Consider the following 21,856-nt stretch of genomic DNA (forward strand, 5'->3'; position numbering starts at 1 on the left):
AGAACGGCGGGTGCAAGTGTCTCAGTCCACGTGTCCGGGATCGTGGAGCCGCCGGGGGTCGACGGTGTCATCCAGGACGTTCCCGGCCAACGCGGAGGCCAGCCAGAGTGATCGCTCCTTCTCGGCGTCGTGTCCGCCTTTCGTGGCGAACCACAGGGCGTCCTCCACGAAGCTGACCACGCTCCATTGGCGGGTCAGCTCCGGGTCCAGTCCCGCGGCTTCGCAGTACTCCTCCAGACGGCGCAGCACCCCTTCGGCGGGCCGCACCACGGGGTACTCGGCCAGGCGGTTCCGCAGCACGGGAGGCAGCGAGAACTCGGCGTCGCCCAGCACGGCCTGCGGGTCGATCGCCACCCACTCGGTGGTGTCCTGGCCGCCGGGGCCGTCCGAGTCCGGACCGCCGGGCCGGGCCAGGATGTTCAGGAAGTGGAGGTCCTGATGCACCAGGACCTCGCGGGATTCGCGGCGCCCCACCGTGCCGTGCACCTGGCACACCTCCAGCGCGGCCTCCAGGAGCCAGCGGGGGAACGGCTCCCCAGCCTCCTGCCAGCTCTGCGGGAACTCGTCGCACCAGCGTTCCGCCATGTCGGAGAGGCGTGGGATCGCTGCGAGTGCGGGGGTGTCGCCGAGGATCCGGCCTACCTCGTCCACGGGCACACTCAGACCTCGGACGATTCCGCCCCAGACCTCCGCGGCATCGTGGAGGTCCATGCTGATGAGGGTCCGGTGGGGTTCGAGCCTCTCGAGGAGCAGGGCACAGCGGGCCGGTTCCTCCTCCAGCACGCGCACAGCACCCCGTCCTTGCCACACGCGGAGCGATGGCCCCTCCGACAGGGTCTCCTCGACCGGCAGGGACACCTTGAGCACGGCTGCGCCGTCACGTCCGCGGACGGGGAGGACGATCCCGCTGTAGCCGTGCAGGACAGGGAAGCCGGGGGAGAGGTCCAGCCGGAGCCCCCAGGTGTCGAAGCACTCCTCGATCAGTCGGGGCAGACTGGCGATCCACCGGGCGCCTTCGGCACTCCGCGTCATTCTCCTGACCAGGCCGGGCGGTAACGTCACGGGGGAGCTCACGGGTCCAGCTTAGTCATGCGGATGCCCCGGGCCGCTGGGCGGGTTTCAGACGATTCCCGACTGTCCCAGGAGACTGCCCACTAGGAACGTCGCGGTCAGGGCGAGCGCACCGCCGACCACCACGCGGACGGCGGCCCGGGACACGCTCGCGCCGCCGATCCAGGCGCCGACGGCCCCGGTGGCGGCCAGAGCGGTGAGCACGACGCCGAAGGTCACGGGGATGCGGATCGCTGCGGGAAGGAGCAGCACCGCGAGCAGCGGCAGGATCGCCCCGGCGGTGAAGGCCAGCGCTGAGGCGAGTGCCGCATGCCACGGGCTGACGATTTCTTCCTCGTCGATATTGAATTCGCTTTTCAGATGAGCGCCCAAGGCGTCTTTGGCGCTCAATTCCTCCGCGACGAGTGCCGCGGTGGCCGGGGAAATCCCCTGATCGATATAACCCTGTTTCAGCCGGGCGAGTTCTCCGGCGGGATCGTCACTCAGGGCTTTGCGCTTCTGGCGGACGATGGCCCGCTGGCTGTCGCTCTGGCTGCTGACCGAGACGTACTCACCGAGGGCCATGGAGATCGCGCCGCCGATCAGGCCTGCCGCGCCGGCCGCGAGAAGAGGGCCCTGCTGAGTGGTGGCGCCGGCGACGCCCACCACGATCGCGGCCACCGAGACGATGCCGTCATTGGCGCCGAGGACACCGGCGCGGAGCCAGTTGAGGCGCTGGGCCAGATTTCCCCGGGCGCTCTTCTTCCCGGTTCCGGCTTTGATCTCCATTGTCGTCATGTCTTCAGGAAAGCACTCCCGGAAAAACAATTCCAGCAATGTTTGCCTTCACTAAATGAGAGAAGGCTTGGCTTATTGAAGTAAGCCTATGCTCAGTTGGAAAGGAAAAACGCGGCGCTCTGGACTCAGTGCTGTCTTGGACTCAGTGCTGTCCGGCGGACCGCGACCCCGACGGCAGGGGCGTCACGTCCTCCGGGAAGCCGGGCAGTGCCGGACCGGCGCCGGTGGACGGCAACCAGTGCCGGGCGCGTGTGCCCGCCGCGAAGTACTGCGCCATCGCCCAGGTCCGGAGATCCCCCTCGGAGGCCGCCACCAGATCCAGGGCCGCGTTCCGGAGTTCCTCCTCCACCGCGCCCAGACCTGCGGCCGGCTCCTTGAGGAAGGTGGCCGGCAGCTCGTAGCCGGCTTCGGGAACCGACGGGGTGGCGCAGGCGGCGCGCACCCACCCGGCAGCCTCGGAACCGCCCTTCCGGACCGCCGCCTCGAAGCCGTCCGCGTCGGTGCGGGCCCCGCGCTCCAGGCGGACTTCGGCCACCTGGTACAGGTACGTCAGATGGCGCTGCGCCCGCAGGACGGCCTGGGTGGCCGCGATCGCCTGTGGTGACACCGTCGCCGCGGTGGCCGCGGACGACGCCGGCCCAGTGCCCGCCGCGCCGGTCGCCGGAGTGGCGCCCGGCGTCGTCGGGCCGGCCGGGTCGGTCCCGGCAGCGGAGGGCGTGCTGGAAGCACAGGACGCCGGGAGCGCGGCGGCGCCGGGGGTGAGGAGGTCCGGGCCTGTGGCGCCGCCTGAGGGCAGGAGCGGCCGCAGGGCCTCCAGCCGCCCTTCCGCCGCGGCGGTGTAGAGGCGGGCCAGACCGCCGTTGGGTTCGCGCCGGGCCTGGTCGAGGAGTCCCGTCGCGCTCGTGCGGACGGCCTCCAGCAACTGGGCGAGCGTCAGAGGCCCCGAGGACGGTGAGGCCTGCGGCGTCGTCGCGCCGGGCGAGGGCGCGGGCGGCCTCAGGGCGGCGCTCTGCTGGTCGAGCACCGTGCCCAGCGACGCCACGGTGGGACCCGTGGTGGAGGCGAGCCGATGCGCTTGCGCGGCGAGATCGGCCGTGTGTGCGGCGAAGACGGCCTGTGGCGCCTGAACCGCCGCGTCGACGGGTGCGGGGGAGAGGACCTGGTCCACGGCCGCGCTCAGTCCCAGAACTGTGGCCAGCACCACGGCCGAGGCTCCCACTCGTCGGAGGACCGTGCCCGTCCGTCCCGTCTTTCCCGCGTTTTTCATCACCACGATCTTGCCACGACCACGCGGATCCCGGCGCCGGGGCCGCTTCCGCCCGCCTCGATCGCGCAGGAATGCGGTCCGTGGAAGCCGCCGGAGCCAAAAAGTCGATACTCTATAGTCTGAAAACTTCAATCAGGGAGGCCTTGCGGACCATGAGCGGTGCCGGACATTCGACTACGCCAGACCAGGGCGGCCAGGACTCCGAAGCAGCACGGCTGCACGGACTCCTGGAATCCGTGGTGGCCGCACAGGGCCTCTTCCTCGAGGAGGTGGAGATCCACCGGGCGGGCGCCCAGCGCACCGTTCAGGTGCTGGTGGACCTCCCCGAGGACCAGCAGGGCGGAGTGAGCCTCGATCGCATCGCGGCGGTCTCCACGGACATCTCGGCCGCCCTGGATACGGATCCGCTCGACGGCCCGCAGGCCTACGAGCTCGAGGTCTCCTCGCCGGGTGTCTCCCGCCCGCTCACACAGCCGCGTCACTGGCGCCGGAATCTCGGCCGCCTGGTGCGCGTGAAGCTGAGCGAGGGTGAGCCGCTCACGGGCCGGATCGGCGAAGTCCACGAGGACGGCGTGACCCTGGTCCCGCAGCTGGAAGCGAAGAAGGGCGTCAAAGCCAAGGAAGGCGCACCGGTCACGGTGGCCTTCAGCACGATCCGCCAGGCCAAGGTGGAGATCGAATTCACACATCTGGACCATGCGGCGCTGGACGAAGCATTGGACCCCGAAGAAACTGAGGAGGCCTAAATGGATATCGACATGAGCGCGCTGCGACTCCTGGAGCGGGAACGCGAGATCCCCCTGGACAAGCTCATCCCCACCATCGAGCAGGCACTGCTGGTGGCTTATCACAAGACCCCCGGCGCCATCGATCAGGCACGGGCGGAACTGGACCGCAAGAGTGGTCACGTGACCATCTGGGCGAGCGAGATCGACGACGAGGGCAACGTCGTCGGCGAGTTCGACGACACCCCGGACGGCTTCGGCCGCATCGCCGCGAGCACCGCCCGCCAGATCATCCTGCAGCGTCTGCGGGACGTCGAGGATGACAACGTCCTCGGCGAGTTCAAGGGCCGCGAGGGCGAACTCGTCGCTGGTCAGATCCAGCAGGGCCACTCCGCGCACATGGTCCAGGTCAACCTGGGCACCGTGGAGGCCCTCATGCCGCCGCCCGAGCAGGTGCCCGGGGAGAAGTACCTCCACGGCAACCGCATCCGCGCCTTCGTCGTGAGCGTGCAGCGCGGCCAGAAGGGCCCCAGCATCACGCTGTCCCGCACCCACCCGGGCCTGGTCCGCAAGCTCTTCGAACTCGAGGTCCCGGAGATCGCGGACGGCTCCGTGGAGATCGTCGCGCTGGCCCGTGAAGCCGGCCACCGGACCAAGATGGCCGTGCGGGCCAACCGCCCGGGCATCAACGCCAAGGGCGCGTGCATCGGTGAGATGGGTTCCCGCGTGCGGGCCGTCATGACCGAGCTGAACGACGAGAAGATCGACATCGTCGACTTCTCCGACACCCCGGAGACGTTCATCGCGAACGCCCTGTCGCCGTCGAGCGTCACGAGCGTCACGATCGCCGACCCGGCCACCCGTTCCGCCCGTGTCGTCGTGCCGGATTACCAGCTGTCGCTGGCCATCGGCAAGGAAGGTCAGAACGCCCGTCTGGCCGCCAAGCTCACGGGCTGGCGGATCGACATCGTCTCGGACGCGGCCGGCGAGTAGGCTTCCGCAGGCCCCGACGCGCCGTCGCGCACGGCGGGGCCCGCGGAAGGCGTAGAATGGATAACGCCGGTTCCCCGGCATGGCATCTGCGTGTCCGCCCTTCGGGTGGCGCACGCACTTCAAGCGAGGCAGGCGCACGTGGCAGCACCGACAAGTGCACCTCTGCGGACCTGTGTCGGATGCCGCCGCCGGGAAACCCAGGAACAGCTCATCCGGCTGGCGACCGTGACCTCCGACGCAGGTGAAAACCTCGTGGTGGTGGACGCGCGACGCCGGGTGGGCGGCCGGGGTGCATGGCTGCACCCCACCACTGAGTGCCTTGCCCTCGCCCAGCGGAAGCGTGCGTTCGCGCGTGCTTTCCGGAGCGCCGTCGTCAGCGACGGCCTGGAGGAGAAGCTGGCACCGCACAGTGTCCCCACCGGGGCGGAGACGCCTCAGGGGACGACCGTCCTATCCGAAAGCGGGTCAGAAATCTGATGGAAACCCGATGAGTTCCCTGCGATGAGCGCGTAACCATGACCAATCTGTTGCGCGCTGCACAGCGCCCCGGGCCGCTTTTCATGGCCCAGGGCAGGAAGAAGTATTAGACGGTTCGTGCCAAGGCTGATGCGCGGACCGAGACAGGAGAAATGTGGCCAAGGTCCGCGTACACGAGCTCGCCAAGGAGCTCGGTATCACCTCCAAGGATGCGCTTGCAAAGCTGCAGAGCCTCGGAGAGTTCGTCCGTTCCGCATCGTCGACCATCGAACCCCCGGTGGCGAAGAAATTGCGTGACGCATTCCCGGGTGGGGGATCCGCTCCCGCCCCGACCGCTGCACCCGCAGCGAAGGCAGCCGCTCCGGCGGCCCCGAAAGCACCTGCGGCGGCTTCCGCCCCCGCTTCCCAGGCTCCCGCGGCACCTGCCGCTCCGGCCGCATCCTCCGCGCCTGCAGCCTCCCCGGCCGCACGTCCGGGTGGCATGAAGCCGGGTGGAGCACCCAAGCCGGGTTCCCGCGCGGCCGCTGAAGCGGAAGCGGCTCGTGTGGCCGCCGCCCGTGCGGCCAAGCCGGCCTCCCAGCAGCGCCAGTCCGGCTCCCGCGCCGGTGGCCCCCGTCCGGGCAACAACCCGTTCGCCAGCTCGCAGGGCATGCCCCGTGGGCGCGACGGCGAGCGTGCTCCCCGTCCGGGCAACAACCCGTTCGCCAGCTCCCAGGGCATGCCGCGTCCGGGTGGACCCCGCCCTGCGGCCGGCGCAGGCGGTCCCCGCCCCGCAGCCGGTGCCGGTGGGCCTCGTCCCGCCGCAGGCGCCGGTGGCCCCCGTCCGGGTGCTCCGCGTCCCGGCGCTCCCCGTCCGGGCGCACCGCGTCCCGGTGGCCCCCGTCCCACCCCGGGCATGATGCCCAGCCGCATCGAGCGTCCCGCTCCCGGTGCGGCAGCACGTCCGGGCGCTCGTCCCGGTGGCGGCCCCGGCCGTCCCGGTGGCGGCACCGGTGGCGGCGCACCTGCCGGCGGTGGCTTCGGCAAGGGCGGCCGCGGCCGCGGTGGCACCCAGGGTGCCTTCGGCAAGGGCGGCGCAGGCCGTGGCAAGCAGCGCAAGTCGAAGCGAGCCAAGCGCCAGGAACTGGAGCAGATGAGCGCACCGTCGCTGGGCGGCGTGAGCGTGCCCCGCGGCGACGGCCAGACGATCGTCCGTCTGCGCCGTGGTTCCTCCATCACGGACTTCGCCGAGAAGATCGACGCGAACCCCGCATCGCTCGTCACGGTGCTGTTCCACCTCGGAGAGATGGCCACGGCCACGCAGTCGCTGGATGAGGAGACCTTCGAACTCCTGGGCGCCGAGCTGGGCTACAAGCTCCAGATCGTCTCCCCGGAGGATGAGGAGCGCGAGCTGCTGAGCAGCTTCGACATCGACTTCGAGGCCGAGCTTGAGGCCGAAGGCGACGACGAGCTCGAGGCCCGCCCGCCGGTCGTCACCGTCATGGGTCACGTCGATCACGGTAAGACCCGACTGCTGGACGCGATCCGCAACTCGGACGTCGTGGCCGGCGAGCACGGTGGCATCACCCAGCACATCGGCGCTTACCAGATCACCCACGAGCACGAGGGCATCGAGCGCAAGGTCACCTTCATCGACACCCCGGGTCACGAGGCCTTCACGGCCATGCGTGCCCGTGGCGCCAAGGTCACCGACATCGCGATCCTCGTGGTCGCGGCCGATGACGGCGTCATGCCGCAGACCGTTGAAGCGCTCAACCACGCCCAGGCGGCGAACGTGCCGATCGTGGTGGCCGTGAACAAGATCGACAAGGAAGGCTCCAACCCGGACAAGATCCGTGGTCAGCTGACCGAGTACGGCCTGGTTCCGGAAGAGTACGGCGGCGACACGATGTTCGTGGACGTCTCCGCACGTCAGAACTTGAACATCAACGAGCTGCTCGAGGCCGTCCTCCTGACCGCCGACGCCGCTCTGGACCTCCGTGCCAACCCGGACAAGGACGCTCGCGGCATCGCGATCGAAGCGAACCTGGACCGTGGCCGTGGTTCCGTGGCGACCGTTCTGGTTCAGTCCGGCACCCTGCACATCGGTGACACGATCGTGGCCGGCACGGCTCACGGCCGCGTCCGCGCCATGTTCGACGAGGACGGCGAGTCCGTCACCGAGGCCGGTCCGTCGCGTCCGGTCCAGGTGCTGGGTCTGTCCAACGTCCCGCGCGCCGGTGACACCTTCTTCGTGACCTCTGACGAGCGCACCGCCCGCCAGATCGCCGAGAAGCGTGAAGCCGCCGACCGCAATGCCGCCCTGGCGAAGCGCCGTAAGCGCATCAGCCTGGAAGACTTCGACCAGGCCGTCGCCGAAGGCAAGATCGACACCCTCAACCTCATCCTCAAGGGTGACGTGTCCGGTGCCGTGGAAGCCCTCGAGGACGCCCTGCTCAAGATCGACGTGGGCGACGACGTCCAGCTGCGCGTCATCCACCGCGGTGTGGGTGCCATCACGCAGAACGACGTCAACCTGGCGACGGTAGACAGCGCGATCATCATCGGCTTCAACGTGAAGCCGGCCGAGCGTGTGGCCGAGCTGGCCGAGCGCGAAGGCGTCGACATGCGCTTCTACTCGGTCATCTACGCGGCGATCGACGACATCGAACTCGCGCTCAAGGGCATGCTCAAGCCCGAGTACGAGGAAGTCCAGCTCGGCACGGCCGAGGTCCGCGAAGTGTTCCGTTCCTCCAAGTTCGGCAACATCGCAGGCTCGATCGTCCGTTCCGGCCTCATCCGCCGTAACGCCAAGGCCCGTGTGCTGCGCGATGGCAAGGTCATCGGGCAGAACCTGTCCATCGATTCGCTCAAGCGCTTCAAGGACGACGCCACCGAGGTCCGCGAGGGCTTCGAGTGCGGTATCGGTCTCGGCTCGTACAACGACCTCACCGAGGGCGACATCATCGAGACCTTCGAGATGCGCGAGAAGCCGCGCGTCTAGGAGTGTCGGGAAGGCCGGGCCCAGGGGAGACCGTGGGCCCGGCCTTCCGTTCACCGTCACACGACGTTTGAGGAGGAGAACATGGCAGATCCAGCACGCGCCGGCAGGCTGGCGCAGCGCATCAAGGTCCTGGTGGCCGAGGCGCTCAGGAAGGCCGTCAAGGACGAGCGGGCGCTCGACATCACCGTGACCGACGCACGCGTCACGAACGATCTCCAGCACGCCACCGTCTACTACACGGTGCTCGGCGACGCCGACGCCCGGGCGGGAGCCGATGAGGTCCTCGCCCAGAACAAGGGGATCCTGCGCCGGGAGGTCGGACGCAATCTGACCATCCGCCTGACCCCCACCCTGGAGTTCGTCGCCGATGAGATCCCGGAGAACGCCTCGAACCTCGAGGACCTCATCCGGAAGGCCAAGGAACGGGACGCCGAAGTGGCTGCCCTGGCCGAAGGGGCCGTCTTCGCCGGCGAGTCCGATCCGTACAAGAAGGATGACGAGGACCAGGAGGACTGATCCTCGTCCCGCCGCCGCATGGCAGCACTGTTTCGTCACCCCGCCGCGAGGCTGCGGGCACGACTGAGGCCCACCGGGACATCCCGGTGGGCCTCAGTCGTACCCGCCTCTCTTCCGGCCCTCAGAAGGGCCCGGTGGACTCTACTTGGTCCAGACGAGGGGCTTGTCGCGGTATGGGTTCAGATCGTAGCTGAGGTAGTTGCTGGAGTTGCCCGTGTAGGACACTCCGGTCACCGCGGTGCCCGTCGGAGCGAGGGCGATCTGGCAGTCCACCTGGGTGTCGCCGACGGCCCGGAAGCTCTTGGAGTACGGGCACTTGTCGAAGCCGCCGAAGATGATCAGGCTGCCGGCGGGCGAGCCGCCGTCCAGGGTGCCCTTGAAGGACGTGTGCGTCCAGGACACCGAGCTCTTGATCGGGTTCAGTGTCTGCTTGAGCGTGACCTCACTGTGGATGTAGAACGGCACGTAGCCCTTGTACTTGTCCGAGTTCTTGAGGCCGGACAGATCCGCGAACGAACCCTTCTCGATGCTGGTGACCTTCACATCGAAGAGCTGCTTGTCGTAGTAGTCCTTGCCCGGCTTGCCGGTCTGGACGAAGATCTTGCCGGTCTGGCCGATCTTGAGCTTGGTGCCCGCGGGAGTCATCTGCTCCACGGACGGGCCGCCCTTGGGATCGGCCTCGGGAGCGGCGCTGGTCTCCGACGGCGACTCCGAGGGAGTCTCCTCGGGGGACGATTCGGTGGAAGGAGTCTCTTCCGGCGTCTGCGAAGGAGTGCTCGAGGCGCTCTCCACGGGGGCCGGATCCTTCTTGGTGTCCACGGTGATGGAGCAGGCGCTCAGGCCGAGGGCCAGTGCGGCCAAGGCTGCGACGGCGCCCGCGCTGCGCGTGCGAGTGGTGAAGAGTGACATGGTTCCCTGATCCTTGCTACTGCGTCAGACCGCACCTTTTAGTGCAATCATTGGAGCAATTGTGGCATGATCCGGGCCTGGAAGGCGATGGGGACCCCTCCCCATGACGCGGTGCTCAGCGGTGCGGGGTGGAGGGCCGGAGGCGGCCCCTGCAACCGCAGGTGACAGCCTGGTCCGTGGTGGGTTGGAAGGCCGCCGGGGGACGAGTGCCGCCCGCGACCTCCTATACTGGAAGGCGTGCTTTCGGGACTGGTGATCGTGGACAAACCACAGGGTTGGACGAGCCACGATGTCGTGGCCCGTATGCGTCGGCTGGCGGGAACCCGCAAGGTGGGTCATGCTGGCACCCTGGATCCCATGGCCACGGGCGTTCTGGTGGTCGGCGTCAACAAAGCCACCCGCCTCCTGACCTACATCGTGGGCACCGGCAAGCGCTACACCGCCACCATCCGGCTGGGTCAGGCCACCGTGACCGACGACGCCGAGGGTGAGATCACCGCCGAGCAGGACGCCTCCGCCGTGGACGACCAGTCGATCCGCGACGCCGTGCTGCACTTCCTCGGGGACATCCAGCAGGTGCCCAGCAGCGTCAGCGCCATCAAGGTCAACGGCGAACGCTCCTACGCCCGCGTGCGCGCCGGCGAGGACGTGGCGCTGGCAGCGCGTCCCGTGACCATCCGCCGCTTCGACGTCCTGGACATCCGCCACGACGGCGCCGTCGTCGACGTGGACGTGGATGTCGAGTGCTCCTCGGGGACCTACATCCGTGCCCTCGCCCGTGACCTGGGCGTCGCACTCGGCGTCGGGGGCCACCTCACGGTTCTCCGCCGCCACGAAGTCGGGCCTTTCACGCTCGGCTCCGCCCGGACGCTGGAGCAGCTCGCGGAGGACTTCCAGGTCCTGGACCTGGCCCAGGCCGCCCGCGATCTGATGCCGGTCCGGGAACTCAGCGCCGAGGAGGCCGGGGACCTGTCCCACGGACGCCGCATCCCCCGGGACGAGGCGCAGCCGGGCACCGCCGAGCATCCCGTGGCCGCCTTCGCGCCGGACGGGACCCTCGTGGCGCTCCTGGCCGATTCCGGCCGCCACGCCAAGCCCGTGCTCGTCTTCCCGCCGGACGCCCCATCGGCGCCGGCCGGCCCGGCCGCGGGGGAGCGGTGATGGACGCTTACTTCTGGATCATCGCCGTCGTGGGCATCGCCTCCACGGTGATCTGCGCGGTCGCCGGCGCCCTGGGCAAGAAACCCAACGACGTCACCATCCTCTCCGTGGGGGCCGTCTGGCTCGCGCTGCTCGTCTACCTGGTCGGCTCCATCATCCGGGTGAATCTGGGGGAGAGCATCCGGGGCGAGGCCTGGGAGTTCTGGGGCTACATGATCACCGCCCTGGTCCTGCCGCTGGGCGCCGTCTACTGGTCCGTGGTGGAACGGACCCGCTGGAGCAATTTCGTCATGGCGGTGGTGGGCGTGACGGCGCTCGTGATGGCCGCTCGCATGAACCAGATCTGGTACTAAAAGGAAGAAGTCGGTGATGACCACCCCCAGCAACAAGGATCAGGCGAGCTCGGAACAGACGAGCCCGGAGCAGGGCAACACCCGGAACACCGGTCCGGGTCGCCTGCTGATCGCCGTCTACGGCATCTTCGCCCTGGCGGCCACCGCGCGCGCCGCATATCAGATCGCCACCAAGTTCCACACCGCTCCGCTGGCTTACCTCCTCTCGGCGCTGGCCGCCGTCGTCTACATCGTCGCGACGGTGTCCCTGGCGCGCCGCGGCACCGCGTCCTTCCGTGTCTCGGTGGTCGCCGTCAGCCTGGAGCTTCTCGGCGTCCTGGCGGTCGGCGCGCTGAGCGTCTTCGATGCCCAGGCGTTCCCGGCCGACACCGTCTGGTCCGGATTCGGCAAGGGTTACGGGTTCGTGCCGCTGCTGCTGCCGCTGCTCGGCCTCTGGTGGCTGTACAAGCGCCGGCCGGCCGCGGTCTGACGGCCCGGCACTTTCCGCAGCCCGCGCACCCGGTATTCTTGACAGGCCGCTAGCCGCGGCACACCGCTCTTGTAGGGGATGGCTCATGGTTGACATTTGGCGGGACCTTTCGGAGGTCCCGGAGGCTTACGGTCCCACCGTGGTGACGATCGGGAACTTCGACGGCGTGCACCGGGGCCACCGCAGAGTCCTGAGCCGCCTGGTCGAGGCCGCCCGTGAGGGTGGCGCACGCGCCGTCGTCGTGACCTTCGATCCGCACCCCGCCCAGGTCCACCGCCCCGAGCACGCGCCCGAGCTGATCATGGGCCTTCAGGACCGGATCGAAGCGCTCGGCGCGGAAGGCGTCGACGCCGTCTTGGTCATGCACTACACGCCTGAACTGGCTTCCATGAGCGCACGCGGTTTCGTCCAGGACGTCCTGGTGGACGGCCTGCGGGCCTCCGGCGCCGTGATCGGCCACGACACCCGCTTCGGCGCGGGCAACAGCGGCGACGTGGACACCATGCGGGAGCTCGGTGGCGAACTCGGCTTCCAGGTGGAGGTCATCGACGAATTCGGCAGCGACGACGACGGCGGCCTCTCGCGCCGCTGCTCCTCGACGTGGGTGCGGGAGGCCCTCGCCGCGGGGAACGTCGAGCAGGCCGCCGAAGTGCTCGGCCGCCCGCATCGCATGCGCGGGGAGGTGGTCCACGGGGCCGCCCGCGGCCGCGAACTCGGATTCCCGACGGCCAATCTGGCCCACGACTCCTCGGGCTTCGTGCCCGCGGACGGCATCTACGCGGGGTGGCTGGTCGATGAGGCCGGAACCCGTTGGCCCGCCGCCATTTCCGTGGGCTCCAATCCCACCTTCGAGGGCGTGCAGCGCCAGGTCGAGGCCCACGTGATCGGCCGGCCGGACGAGCCGGTGGAGAGCTTCAACCTGTACGGCCAGTGCATCGTGGTAGAGTTCGTCTCCCATCTGCGCGGGATGGTCGCGTACCGGGGTCCCGAAGCGCTCGTGGAGCAGATGTGCCTCGACGTCGCGCAGACGCGCGAGATCCTCGGCGTCGGCGCACCGCAGGCCTGACCGTCAGGTGCGCCGTTCGCGCGGCGTCAGGCCCGGTCGGGCGTCGCGCCGGCAGGAACTCAGGGGGCTCCGGTTCCGCTTTCGGGGGATCCGGACCGGAGACGGTCCACGAACGCCCGGTGGTCCGCGGCGTTGACTTCCTCGTAGGCGAGCGACCAGTCCAGCAGGGCCGACCCCACCTTCCGGCCCCGGCCGAGGTACCCGGCGATCCGGGTGGCGGCCGGCGACTGGGAGTGGGCACGGGACAACAGCAGGGCGCACGCCTGGGCGTATCCGTGGAACGGGCCGTCCTCCAGGGTCGAGGCGTCGATCCCGCCCTTCATGTCGCGGAACTGCCGCAGGTAGAAGTCGCCTTCGGGCGCCTGCAGATGGCCCAGGAAGGGGTCCGAGCAGGCCTGAAGGATCTTCTGAAGTCCCACCACGCGGGCGCCCTCACCGCGTTCGGCGACCCCTTCCAGCAAGGGGCGAGGCTGGGCGATGCCGCCGTACTCGGCCAGCACGCTCCGGCGGGCCTCCTTCGCCTGGAGGATGAGCACATCGTCGGCGGAGTCCTGCAGCGCCAGCACGAAGCACTGCGTGCCGACGCTTCCCACGCCCACCACCCGGCGCGCGAAGTCCGCGAGGGAGTAGTGCTGGACGAGGAATGCGATGTCGATCGCGGCATTGCGCTGGTAGGCCTTGAAGAGCGCGTTGAGGTCCCGGGTCAGGGCCGGGTCCACATGCTCCATGACGGGTGGGTCGTCCACGAATCGGATGCGGCCGTCCTCGCCCTTCCGGGTGAGCTTGCGAGCCGCCTGCCCGGTGGTCCGTTTCCGCGCCTTCGTGATCGCGTCCTGGAGCGCCTTCCGCGACGGTCCGGACAGCCTGCTCAGCGTCTCCTCGGCGTCGACGTTCGCGTAATACCGCTCCACGGGGCTCAGCCGGAGCGCGGCGTCCAGTCCCAGACGGTAGCCGTCGACGGCGGCCAGCACGGCGTTCTCGATGACCTCGGCGCCGCGTCCGCAGTCCCGGCCGGCGACGACGAGGCTCGTGACCAGGCGCTTCAGATCCCACTCCCACGGCGCCCAGCCCGCCTCGTCGAAGTCGTTGAGATCGAACACCAGGCTCCGCTCCGGGGAGGCATAGAACCCGAAGTTGGCGAGGTGGGCGTCGCCACAGGAGGCCACCAGGATCCCGCTGTTCTGGTCGCGGGCGAGGTCCGCGGCCATGACGGCGGCGGCCCCTCGGTAGAAGGCGAAGGGCGAGGCGGCCATCCTCTCCTCGCGCAGCGGGACCAGGGACGGGACACGCGTCGCGTTCTGCCGATCCAGGATCGCCAGGGGCTCTCGCCCGTCCGTGGTGAGCCGCGCCAGTTCCCGGCGCGGATGGGAGGACCGGGCGGCCTTGCCGGCCGTGAGCTGTTCCGTGAGGGTGGCGCGTGCGGGCTCCATGAGGACAGTCTGGTGGGAGCGGCCGTTCCGGACAAGCGGCCCGGCCAGCGGCTTCACCGGGCCTTTCGACAAGGTGCGGCGGATGACGATAGAATGACAGGTGGATTCGGCTGCAGTCCGTGGTTGCCGAATCTGTTGCCTGCCCGCTTCGGCGGCAGGCGGCTACCCGGCAGTGAGTTTCTGTCCGGGCCGCACGGCACAACTCATAGGAGTTCACTGTGGCACTTGACGCCGCCGTAAAGACGCAGATCATCCAGGAATTCGCCACCCACGAGGGTGACACCGGTTCCCCCGAGGTTCAGATCGCTGTGCTGTCCAAGCGCATCTCTGACCTGACGGAGCACCTGAAGTTCCACAAGCACGACCACCACACCCGCCGTGGCCTCATGGCTCTGGTCGGTCGCCGCAAGCGCATGCTGCGTTACCTGCACGACACCGACATCAACCGCTACCGTTCGCTCATCGAGCGTCTCGGCCTGCGCCGCTAGTTGGTCCGGAAGCGGCCCGCTCCTCGAGTGGGCCGCTTCCTGCGGCACTGGCGAAAACTGAGTTCGACAGAAAAGCACATCAGCAGAAGACCTTCCGGATCCGCGCATTCGCGGTCCTCGGTAGTGACTCGCGGGACGGGCCCTGAGGCCCTGGGCCCGAGAGTCTCGATCGAAGACCGGGTGACGTACAGGACGGCGACGCCGCCCCTGGGCTGGAGCGGACGGTCTTCACACATGAAACGGAGGTGACCCTTGGAGGGTCCCGAGATCCAGTTCTCCGAAGCGATCATCGACAACGGCCGGTTCGGCCAGCGCGTGATCCGCTTTGAAACCGGCCGTCTGGCCAAGCAGGCCGCAGGTGCGGCCATGGTGTACATCGACGATGACACCGCCCTGCTCTCCGCCACCACCGCGGGCAAGCACCCGCGTGAGGGCTTCGACTTCTTCCCGCTCACCGTCGATGTGGAAGAGCGCATGTACGCCGCCGGCCGCATCCCCGGCAGCTTCTTCCGCCGCGAAGGCCGTCCGTCCACGGAAGCCATCCTGGCCTGCCGCCTCATGGACCGCCCGCTGCGCCCCGCCTTCGTGAAGGGCCTGCGCAACGAGGTCCAGATCGTCGTGACCGTACTGGCGATCAACCCGGACGAGCTCTACGACGTGGTCGCCATCAACGCGTCCTCCATGTCCACTCAGCTCTCCGGTCTGCCGTTCTCCGGCCCGATCGGCGGCGTCCGCGTCGCACTGATCGCTGACGAGCAGGGCACCCAGTGGGTCGCCTTCCCGAAGCACTCCCAGCTCGAGAACGCCGTGTTCGACATGGTCGTGGCCGGCCGCATCGCCGGTGACGACGTCGCGATCATGATGGTCGAGGCCGAGGCCACCGACAACTCCTGGAACCTCATCAAGGAACAGGGCGCCACCGCCCCGACCGAAGATGTCGTGGCCGAGGGCCTCGAGGCCGCCAAGCCGTTCATCAAGGCCCTGTGCGAGGCTCAGGCCGACCTGGCCGCCCGTGCCGCCAAGCCCACGGTCGAGTTCCCCGTCTTCCTGGACTACCAGGACGACGTGTTCGCCGCCGTCGAGGCCGCCGCTGCGACCCGCCTGGCCGAGGTCTTCCAGATCGCGGACAAGCAGGAGCGCGACGCCGCCTCCGACGCTCTCAAGGACGAAGTGGTCGCTTCCCTCTCCGAGCAGTTCGAGGGCCGCGAGAAGGAGCTTTCCGCCGCCTTCCGTTCCGTCACCAAGCAGGTCGTGCGTCAGCGCATCCTCAAGGACCAGGTCCGCATCGACGGTCGTGGCCTGACGGACATCCGTCAGCTCACCGCTGAGGTCGAGGTCCTGCCCCGCGTGCACGGTTCCGCCATCTTCGAGCGCGGCGAGACCCAGATCATGGGTGTCACCACGCTGAACATGCTCAAGATGGAGCAGCAGATCGACTCCCTGTCGCCGGAGAAGACCAAGCGCTACATGCACAACTACAACTTCCCGCCGTACTCCACCGGTGAGACCGGCCGCGTCGGTTCCCCGAAGCGCCGCGAAATCGGCCACGGTGCTCTCGCCGAGCGCGCCCTGGTGCCGGTGCTGCCGAGCCGCGAGGAGTTCCCGTACGCGATCCGTCAGGTGTCCGAGGCTCTCGGCTCCAACGGCTCGACGTCGATGGGTTCCGTCTGTGCCTCCACCCTGTCCCTGCTGAACGCCGGTGTGCCGCTGAAGGCTCCCGTCGCCGGCATCGCCATGGGCCTGGTGTCCGATGAGGTCGACGGTCAGACCCGCTACGCGGCCCTGACTGACATCCTCGGCGCCGAGGACGCCTTCGGTGACATGGACTTCAAGGTCGCCGGCACCCGCGAGTTCGTCACGGCCATCCAGCTCGACACCAAGCTCGACGGCATCCCCGCCTCCGTGCTGGCCGCCGCGCTGAAGCAGGCCCGCGAGGCCCGCCTCCACATCCTCGACGTGCTCAACGCCGCGATCGACACCCCGGACGAGCTCTCCGAGTTCGCCCCCCGCGTCATCGCCGTGAAGATCCCCGTGGACAAGATCGGCGAGGTCATCGGCCCGAAGGGCAAGATGATCAACCAGATCCAGGAGGACACCGGCGCGGACATCTCCATCGAGGACGACGGCACCGTCTACATCGGCGCCACCAACGGCCCGTCCGCCGAGGCTGCCCGTTCCGCGATCAACGCCATCGCGAACCCGCAGATCCCCGAGATCGGTGAGCGCTACCTGGGCACCGTGGTCAAGACCACCACGTTCGGCGCGTTCGTCTCCCTGACCCCGGGCAAGGACGGCCTGCTCCACGTCACCGAGCTGCGCAAGCTGGCCGGTGGCAAGCGCGTGGACAACGTCGAGGACGTCGTCTCCGTGGGCCAGAAGGTCCAGGTGGAGATCACCAAGATCGACGACCGTGGCAAGCTCTCCCTCTCCCCGGTGGTTGAGGACGAGGCTGAAGCCCCGGCTGGCGAGTAGTACATGGCAGCCACTGAGCTGCCTCTGAGCGTGGAGCAGGGCCGTCCGGTCCTGCTCCACGCCCATGATGGGGCAGAAGTCCGCCGGACCATCCTTCCGGGTGGCGTCCGTGTCCTCACCGAATCCATGCCGGGTCAGCGTTCCGCGACCATCGGCTTCTGGGTCGGGGTGGGCTCCCGCGACGAGGTGGGCGGCCAGCACGGCTCCACCCACTTCCTGGAGCACCTGCTCTTCAAGGGCACCCGACGCCGGACCGCCCTGGAGATCGCCTCCGCCTTCGACGAGGTGGGCGGCGAGTCCAACGCGGCCACCGCGAAGGAGAGCACCTGCTACTATGCCCGTGTGCTCGACCGTGACCTGCCGATGGCGATCGACGTCATCGCGGACATGATCACCGGCGCCGTCCTCGATCCCGAGGAACTCGAGCAGGAGCGCGAGGTCATTCTCGAAGAGATCGCCATGGACGCGGACGATCCCACCGATGTGGCGCACGAGCACTTCGTCTCCGCCGTCCTCGGCGAGCACCCGCTGGGCCGCCCGATCGGCGGCACCCCCGAAGCCATCCGCGCCGTGGCGCGGGACTCCGTCTGGGAGCACTACCAGCAGCACTACCGTCCCCAGGAACTGGTGGTCACGGCTGCCGGTGGCCTGGACCACGACGTCGTGTGCTCGCTCGTGGAGGAGGCTCTCCGGTCCGCCGGCTGGCCGATGACGCAGGGCACCGCGCCGAAACCCCGCAGGTCCTCCGTGCCGGCCGAGATCTCCGGGCAGCCGGGCCTCGCCGTGGTGAAGCGCCAGGTGGAGCAGGCCAACATCATCCTGGGCTGCCCGGGACTGGTGGCCGGCGACTCGCGCCGTTACGTGATGAGCGTGCTGAACTCCGTGCTCGGCGGTGGCATGTCCTCCCGCCTGTTCCAGGAGATCCGCGAGAAGAAGGGCCTGGTCTACTCGACGTACTCCTTTTCGTCGAGCTACGCGGACACGGGCTACTTCGGTCTGTACGCGGGCTGCAGCCCGGCCAAGGTGGGGCAGGTCATCACCCTGCTCCAGGCCGAACTGGACAAGCTCGCGGAACACGGCATCACCGAGTCGGAACTGAGCAAGGCCAAGGGCCAGCTCTCCGGCGGGATCGTGCTGGCCCTAGAGGACACCGGTTCCCGGATGTCCCGCCTGGGCCGTGCGGAATTGGTGTCCGGCGAGTTCCAGAGCATCGATGACACGCTGGCGCGGATCGACGCCGTGACCGCGGACGAGGTCCTGGAGCTGGCGCGGGACATGGCCGGGCGTCCCCGAACCATCACCGTCGTCGGACCGTTCGACGAGTCGGAGACGTTCGGGCTCCAGTAGTCACGGAAGAGGGGACCTGCTCTGCTTGCTATCCCCATGTCCCGGCACAGCTGACGCTGTTGCCAGGACATGGGGCCCCTTTACGCAAGCTGCCGCAGGTCCCCTTTTCCGCGCCCTTTTCCGGACGTCTCCGGCTCGTCGGTGGTGGTCAGCCGCCGGCGAAGGGCGGGAGGACGTCCACCGTGTCGCCGGGGGAGAGCGGCTTGGCGTGGTCCTTCGCGGCTACGCCGTTGATGAGGAATGAGCTCCGGGACAGGACCCGGGAGAGTTCCGGGGCGTCTGATGTGGTGCCGGGGCGCTCGCGCCGCAGCAGGGCGTCCAGCAGCGCACCCAGGGTGAACGGGGCCGCGGCGGGGGCTGCGCCGTCGTCGTCAGGGAGGGCGGACACAGCGGGGTCGATGCGCTCCTCGTCCAGCCCGGCGGCGGCCTTGGCCGCGGCGAAGTACCGTACCGTGATCATCTGTTCTGTTCTCCTGGGTGACTCTGCGTGACTCAGCCGCCGATGGCGCTCATGGAGCGGTCCGGCTGCACGAAATCGGGGGCGTCCAGGCCCACATGGCCCATGCCGTGCGCCTTCGGCTTGACCCACATGGCCTCCTGCCAGCGGCGCACCAGCTCGGCGTCATCCGCGCCGGCACGGAGCGGCCCGAGGAGGTCGAACTCCTCGCGGGAGAACAGGCAGCTCATGACCTTGCCTTCGGCGGTGAGGCGGGTGCGCCGGCAGTCGGAGCAGAACGGCTCCGTCACGGACGCGATGATGCCCACCGTGCCCAGTGCCTCACCGGTCTGCCGTGAGAACACCGTGAACCGTTCCGCCGGGGCGCCGTCGCGCTGCCGGGGATCGGGACCGAGATCGAACCGCTCCTCGATGATCTCCCGAGTCTGCGCGGCGGTGATGAGCTGTTCGCGCTGCCAGATGTGGTCAGCGTCCAGCGGCATCTGCTCGATGAACCGCAGTTCGTAGCCGTGTTCCAGCGCCCAGGCCAGCAGATCGGGCGCCTGGTGGTCGTTGAGGCCGCGCATGAGGACCGCGTTGAGCTTGAGGGGCGTCAGCCCGGCCCGGGCGGCGGCTTCGACACCGCGCAGCACCTGGTCCAGGAAGTTGCGCCGGGTCAGCGTGGCGAAGGTTTCAGGGTGGATCGAGTCGAGCGAGACGTTGATCCGGCTCAGCCCGGCGTCCCGCAGGGCCTGAGCCCGTGATTCCAGCCCGACGGCGTTGGTGGTCATCGAGATGGGCAGTTCCGGATGATCCTCGCGGAGCCCGGCGATGATCTCCACCAGGTCGGCTCGGACGAGAGGTTCGCCGCCGGTGAGCCGCAGTTCCCGGACACCCAGCCGGTCCACGGCCAGGCGCACCAGGCGGCGGATCTCCTCCTGGGTCATGAGGCGGTCCTTCGCCATCCAGTCGAGGCCGTTGGCGGGCATGCAGTAGGTGCAGCGCAGATTGCACTTGTCGATCAATGAGACCCGGAGGTCGGTGGCGAGGCGGCCGAAGCGGTCCAGGAGACCGCTGTGTTCCGGCATCGGCGTCGGGTCGCCTTCCTGCGCGGCAGGGGGCAGCCCGGGCATGCCGAGGGCTACGCGCACGCCCGCATCATGTGCGGTCTTCTCCATGTCTTTCACCCTACGCCAGCCTGAAGCCCGCGGGATGTTTCAGTCTTGTCATAACTGGTGATTCCGAACGCTCGATCGGTGGCACCGGCTTAATCTGGACGTATGAACGGTGCCTCGCCCTCCCAGGAAGCCATGGCGGCGCCACGGCAGGGCAAGGCCGAGGCGTGGCGGGTGACGACTCTGGCCGCCGTGTGCGGTCTGCTCGCCGTCGGAACCGGCGTGCTCGCGGGGGAGTTCCTCAGCACCTGGCTGAGCCCCTCGCTGACCCCCTTGAACGCCGTGGGCGGCATGGTGATCGACGCGGTTCCCGAGCCCGTCAAGGAATGGGCGATCGCCAGCTTCGGGACCTCGGACAAGACGGTGTTCGGCATCGTCATGCGCGTGATCGCCGGCCTGCTGGCGGCGCTGGCCGGGATCCTGGAACTCCGTCGCCGCCGCATCGGCGTCGTCCTCGTGGCGGCGGTCGGGGTCGCCGCGGCCTGGGCCGGCGCTGTGAGGCCCGACGGCGGCGCCGTGCCGGCGCTGCTGGGCCTGCTGTCCGGGGTGGTGGCCGGCGTCGTGCTGTCCTTCCTGATCACCCGGCTCGCCGGCTGGACCGCGAGTGAGGCGCGGCCCGCAGAAGGAGCCGGTGTGGCGGCCTCGAGCACCCGGCGGCGCTTCCTCGGTGCGATCGGCGCGAGCGCCGTGGGAATCGCGGTCCTCGCGGCGGGCACGGCCGTGGCGCGCGGCGCCCGGAACGGTTATCAGTCGGCGCGCGCAGCCCTGAAACTCCCCGCCCCGGCGAAGGCGGCCCCGCCCGCCCCGACGGATCTCCAGGTGTCCGGTATCTCACCCTGGGCCACGCCCAACGGGGAGTTCTACCGGATCGACACCGCTCTGGTGGTCCCGTTCGTGGACCCGGCCACCTGGTCCCTCAAGGTCACGGGCCTGGTGGACCGGGAGATCACCCTGACCTTCGAGGAACTGCTGGCGAAACCCTTGCGCGAACTCGACGTCACCCTTGCCTGCGTGTCCAACGAAGTGGGCGGTGACCTCGTGGGCAATGCCCGCTGGCTCGGCTGGCCCGTGCGCGAACTCCTCGCCCAGGCCGGGGTCCGCCCGGGCGCCGATATGGTCCTTTCGAGGAGTGTGGACGGTTTCACCGCGAGCACCCCGCTGGAGGCCCTGAGCGACGAGCGCGGTGCACTGCTGGCGGTCGGCATGAACGGTGAGCCCCTGCCTCCGGAACACGGCTTCCCGGTCCGCCTCGTGGTGCCCGGCCTGTACGGCTACGTCTCCGCCACCAAATGGGTCACCGAACTCAAGGTCACCACCTTCGCCCAGGACATGGCCTACTGGACGTCCCGAGGCTGGTCCGACCACGGCCCCATCAAGCGGTCCAGCCGGATCGACACGCCCCGCCGGGGTGCGACGGTCGGGCAGGACGCCGTCATCGGCGGCGTGGCCTGGGCCCAGGGCGTCGGCGTGGCCTCCGTGGACGTGCGTCTCGACGACGGCGCCTGGCAGCCCGCACGCCTCGGCGGCGACGGCGGCACGGGGTCGTGGAGGCAGTGGTCGCTGCCGCTCAACGGCCTGAGCGGAGGAGCTCCCGCCGCGGGGGAGCACCGGCTCACGGTCCGGATGACGGGCCGCGACGGCCAGCCCCAGTCCACGGACGTCGCACCTCCCGCGCCGAACGGATCCAGCGGCCTGCACACGGTCACCTTCAGGATCGGATGATCTGTGACATCCACGGCGT

20 protein-coding genes are annotated in these 21,856 nt (G+C 69.2%); 13 read left to right on the forward strand and 7 right to left on the reverse strand.

The features are described 5' to 3' along the window. Positions 1–21: 21 nt before the first annotated feature. The 3 genes from QFZ52_RS04535 to QFZ52_RS04545 form a co-directional block, all read right to left on the reverse strand. A complete protein-coding gene (locus QFZ52_RS04535; RefSeq protein ID WP_307496446.1) occupies positions 22–1,032 on the reverse strand; it encodes an aminoglycoside phosphotransferase family protein in 1,011 nt (336 codons plus the stop codon). 87 nt (positions 1,033–1,119) lie between these two features. Continuing rightward, on the reverse strand, positions 1,120–1,848 hold the full coding sequence (locus tag QFZ52_RS04540; RefSeq protein WP_373425621.1) for a VIT1/CCC1 transporter family protein: 729 nt from the start codon (positions 1,846–1,848) through the stop codon (positions 1,120–1,122). 142 nt (positions 1,849–1,990) lie between these two features. Further along, positions 1,991–3,115 (reverse strand): DUF4439 domain-containing protein, encoded by a 1,125-nt coding sequence (locus QFZ52_RS04545; RefSeq protein WP_307496447.1) that lies wholly within the window; start codon positions 3,113–3,115, stop codon positions 1,991–1,993. Positions 3,116–3,267: 152 nt separating this feature from the next. On the opposite strand from QFZ52_RS04545, the gene rimP reads away from it, so the two are divergent. The 5 genes from rimP to rbfA all read left to right on the forward strand — a co-directional run bounded on the left by rimP (position 3,268) and on the right by rbfA (position 8,809). Further along, on the forward strand, positions 3,268–3,861 hold the full coding sequence (gene rimP, locus QFZ52_RS04550) for a ribosome maturation factor RimP (RefSeq protein WP_307496448.1): 594 nt from the start codon (positions 3,268–3,270) through the stop codon (positions 3,859–3,861). Then, on the forward strand, positions 3,862–4,833 hold the full coding sequence (nusA, locus tag QFZ52_RS04555) for a transcription termination factor NusA (protein ID WP_278268661.1): 972 nt from the start codon (positions 3,862–3,864) through the stop codon (positions 4,831–4,833). A gap of 138 nt (positions 4,834–4,971) precedes the next feature. Further along, positions 4,972–5,310: a YlxR family protein gene (locus QFZ52_RS04560; RefSeq protein WP_307496449.1), complete on the forward strand. Its 339-nt coding sequence runs from the start codon at positions 4,972–4,974 to the stop codon at positions 5,308–5,310. Between the two features lie 154 nt (positions 5,311–5,464). Beyond that, positions 5,465–8,293, forward strand: coding sequence for a translation initiation factor IF-2 (gene infB / locus QFZ52_RS04565; RefSeq protein WP_307496451.1), 2,829 nt, complete (start codon positions 5,465–5,467; stop codon positions 8,291–8,293). A gap of 81 nt (positions 8,294–8,374) precedes the next feature. Beyond that, positions 8,375–8,809 (forward strand): 30S ribosome-binding factor RbfA, encoded by a 435-nt coding sequence (gene rbfA, locus QFZ52_RS04570; RefSeq protein ID WP_307496452.1) that lies wholly within the window; start codon positions 8,375–8,377, stop codon positions 8,807–8,809. A 141-nt stretch (positions 8,810–8,950) separates the two neighbouring features. On the opposite strand, the gene QFZ52_RS04575 is transcribed toward rbfA, so the two are convergent. Beyond that, the gene (locus QFZ52_RS04575) at positions 8,951–9,718 is read right to left on the reverse strand and encodes a hypothetical protein (protein ID WP_307496453.1); all 768 of its coding nucleotides are present in this window, start codon (positions 9,716–9,718) and stop codon (positions 8,951–8,953) included. A 237-nt stretch (positions 9,719–9,955) separates the two neighbouring features. Here QFZ52_RS04575 and truB point away from each other — a divergent pair, with 237 nt between their 5' ends. From truB to QFZ52_RS04595, 4 genes are all read left to right on the forward strand, one after another. Further along, positions 9,956–10,879, forward strand: coding sequence for a tRNA pseudouridine(55) synthase TruB (truB, locus tag QFZ52_RS04580; RefSeq protein WP_307496455.1), 924 nt, complete (start codon positions 9,956–9,958; stop codon positions 10,877–10,879). Beyond that, complete coding sequence (locus QFZ52_RS04585; RefSeq protein WP_307496457.1) at positions 10,879–11,232, forward strand: hypothetical protein; 354 nt, start codon at positions 10,879–10,881, stop codon at positions 11,230–11,232. The genes truB and QFZ52_RS04585 overlap by 1 nt, the downstream gene beginning before the upstream one ends. A gap of 16 nt (positions 11,233–11,248) precedes the next feature. Next, complete coding sequence (locus tag QFZ52_RS04590) at positions 11,249–11,701, forward strand: hypothetical protein (protein WP_307496459.1); 453 nt, start codon at positions 11,249–11,251, stop codon at positions 11,699–11,701. Positions 11,702–11,786: 85 nt separating this feature from the next. Further along, entirely contained in the window at positions 11,787–12,767 is a 981-nt protein-coding gene (locus QFZ52_RS04595; RefSeq protein ID WP_307496460.1) for a bifunctional riboflavin kinase/FAD synthetase, read from the forward strand. 59 nt (positions 12,768–12,826) lie between these two features. Here QFZ52_RS04595 and QFZ52_RS04600 read toward each other — a convergent pair whose 3' ends face one another. Then, positions 12,827–14,197: a DUF2252 domain-containing protein gene (locus tag QFZ52_RS04600; protein WP_307496461.1), complete on the reverse strand. Its 1,371-nt coding sequence runs from the start codon at positions 14,195–14,197 to the stop codon at positions 12,827–12,829. A gap of 218 nt (positions 14,198–14,415) precedes the next feature. Between QFZ52_RS04600 and rpsO the strand changes: the two genes are divergently transcribed. The 3 genes from rpsO to QFZ52_RS04615 all read left to right on the forward strand — a co-directional run bounded on the left by rpsO (position 14,416) and on the right by QFZ52_RS04615 (position 18,504). Then, on the forward strand, positions 14,416–14,685 hold the full coding sequence (gene rpsO / locus QFZ52_RS04605) for a 30S ribosomal protein S15 (RefSeq protein WP_066215295.1): 270 nt from the start codon (positions 14,416–14,418) through the stop codon (positions 14,683–14,685). A 252-nt stretch (positions 14,686–14,937) separates the two neighbouring features. Continuing rightward, positions 14,938–17,157 (forward strand): polyribonucleotide nucleotidyltransferase, encoded by a 2,220-nt coding sequence (locus QFZ52_RS04610; protein ID WP_307496462.1) that lies wholly within the window; start codon positions 14,938–14,940, stop codon positions 17,155–17,157. A gap of 3 nt (positions 17,158–17,160) precedes the next feature. Further along, positions 17,161–18,504, forward strand: coding sequence for a M16 family metallopeptidase (locus tag QFZ52_RS04615; RefSeq protein WP_307496463.1), 1,344 nt, complete (start codon positions 17,161–17,163; stop codon positions 18,502–18,504). 148 nt (positions 18,505–18,652) lie between these two features. Here QFZ52_RS04615 and QFZ52_RS04620 read toward each other — a convergent pair whose 3' ends face one another. After that, positions 18,653–18,964 carry a MoaD/ThiS family protein gene (locus QFZ52_RS04620; protein ID WP_373425622.1) on the reverse strand — a complete coding sequence of 104 codons (312 nt, stop codon included), beginning with the start codon at positions 18,962–18,964 and terminating at the stop codon, positions 18,653–18,655. Positions 18,965–18,996: 32 nt separating this feature from the next. Continuing rightward, positions 18,997–20,073 (reverse strand): GTP 3',8-cyclase MoaA, encoded by a 1,077-nt coding sequence (moaA, locus tag QFZ52_RS04625; protein ID WP_307498657.1) that lies wholly within the window; start codon positions 20,071–20,073, stop codon positions 18,997–18,999. A gap of 147 nt (positions 20,074–20,220) precedes the next feature. Between moaA and QFZ52_RS04630 the strand changes: the two genes are divergently transcribed. Next, positions 20,221–21,837 (forward strand): molybdopterin-dependent oxidoreductase, encoded by a 1,617-nt coding sequence (locus QFZ52_RS04630; protein ID WP_307496464.1) that lies wholly within the window; start codon positions 20,221–20,223, stop codon positions 21,835–21,837. Positions 21,838–21,856 lie beyond the last annotated feature (19 nt).

It is taken from the genome of Arthrobacter woluwensis (assembly GCF_030816155.1).
Lineage (GTDB): Bacteria > Actinomycetota > Actinomycetes > Actinomycetales > Micrococcaceae > Arthrobacter_E > Arthrobacter_E woluwensis_A.

Coding starts and splice junctions, on each gene's coding strand:
- QFZ52_RS04535 (WP_307496446.1), bottom strand. CDS start 1,032: ATGACGCGGAGTGCCGAAGGCGCCCGGTGGATCGCCAGTCTGCCCCGA.
- QFZ52_RS04540 (WP_373425621.1), bottom strand. CDS start 1,848: ATGACGACAATGGAGATCAAAGCCGGAACCGGGAAGAAGAGCGCCCGG.
- QFZ52_RS04545 (WP_307496447.1), bottom strand. CDS start 3,115: ATGAAAAACGCGGGAAAGACGGGACGGACGGGCACGGTCCTCCGACGA.
- rimP (WP_307496448.1), top strand. CDS start 3,268: ATGAGCGGTGCCGGACATTCGACTACGCCAGACCAGGGCGGCCAGGAC.
- nusA (WP_278268661.1), top strand. CDS start 3,862: ATGGATATCGACATGAGCGCGCTGCGACTCCTGGAGCGGGAACGCGAG.
- rbfA (WP_307496452.1), top strand. CDS start 8,375: ATGGCAGATCCAGCACGCGCCGGCAGGCTGGCGCAGCGCATCAAGGTC.
- QFZ52_RS04575 (WP_307496453.1), bottom strand. CDS start 9,718: ATGTCACTCTTCACCACTCGCACGCGCAGCGCGGGCGCCGTCGCAGCC.
- QFZ52_RS04585 (WP_307496457.1), top strand. CDS start 10,879: ATGGACGCTTACTTCTGGATCATCGCCGTCGTGGGCATCGCCTCCACG.
- QFZ52_RS04590 (WP_307496459.1), top strand. CDS start 11,249: ATGACCACCCCCAGCAACAAGGATCAGGCGAGCTCGGAACAGACGAGC.
- QFZ52_RS04595 (WP_307496460.1), top strand. CDS start 11,787: ATGGTTGACATTTGGCGGGACCTTTCGGAGGTCCCGGAGGCTTACGGT.
- QFZ52_RS04600 (WP_307496461.1), bottom strand. CDS start 14,197: ATGGAGCCCGCACGCGCCACCCTCACGGAACAGCTCACGGCCGGCAAG.
- QFZ52_RS04615 (WP_307496463.1), top strand. CDS start 17,161: ATGGCAGCCACTGAGCTGCCTCTGAGCGTGGAGCAGGGCCGTCCGGTC.
- QFZ52_RS04620 (WP_373425622.1), bottom strand. CDS start 18,964: ATGATCACGGTACGGTACTTCGCCGCGGCCAAGGCCGCCGCCGGGCTG.
- moaA (WP_307498657.1), bottom strand. CDS start 20,073: ATGCCCGGGCTGCCCCCTGCCGCGCAGGAAGGCGACCCGACGCCGATG.
- QFZ52_RS04630 (WP_307496464.1), top strand. CDS start 20,221: ATGAACGGTGCCTCGCCCTCCCAGGAAGCCATGGCGGCGCCACGGCAG.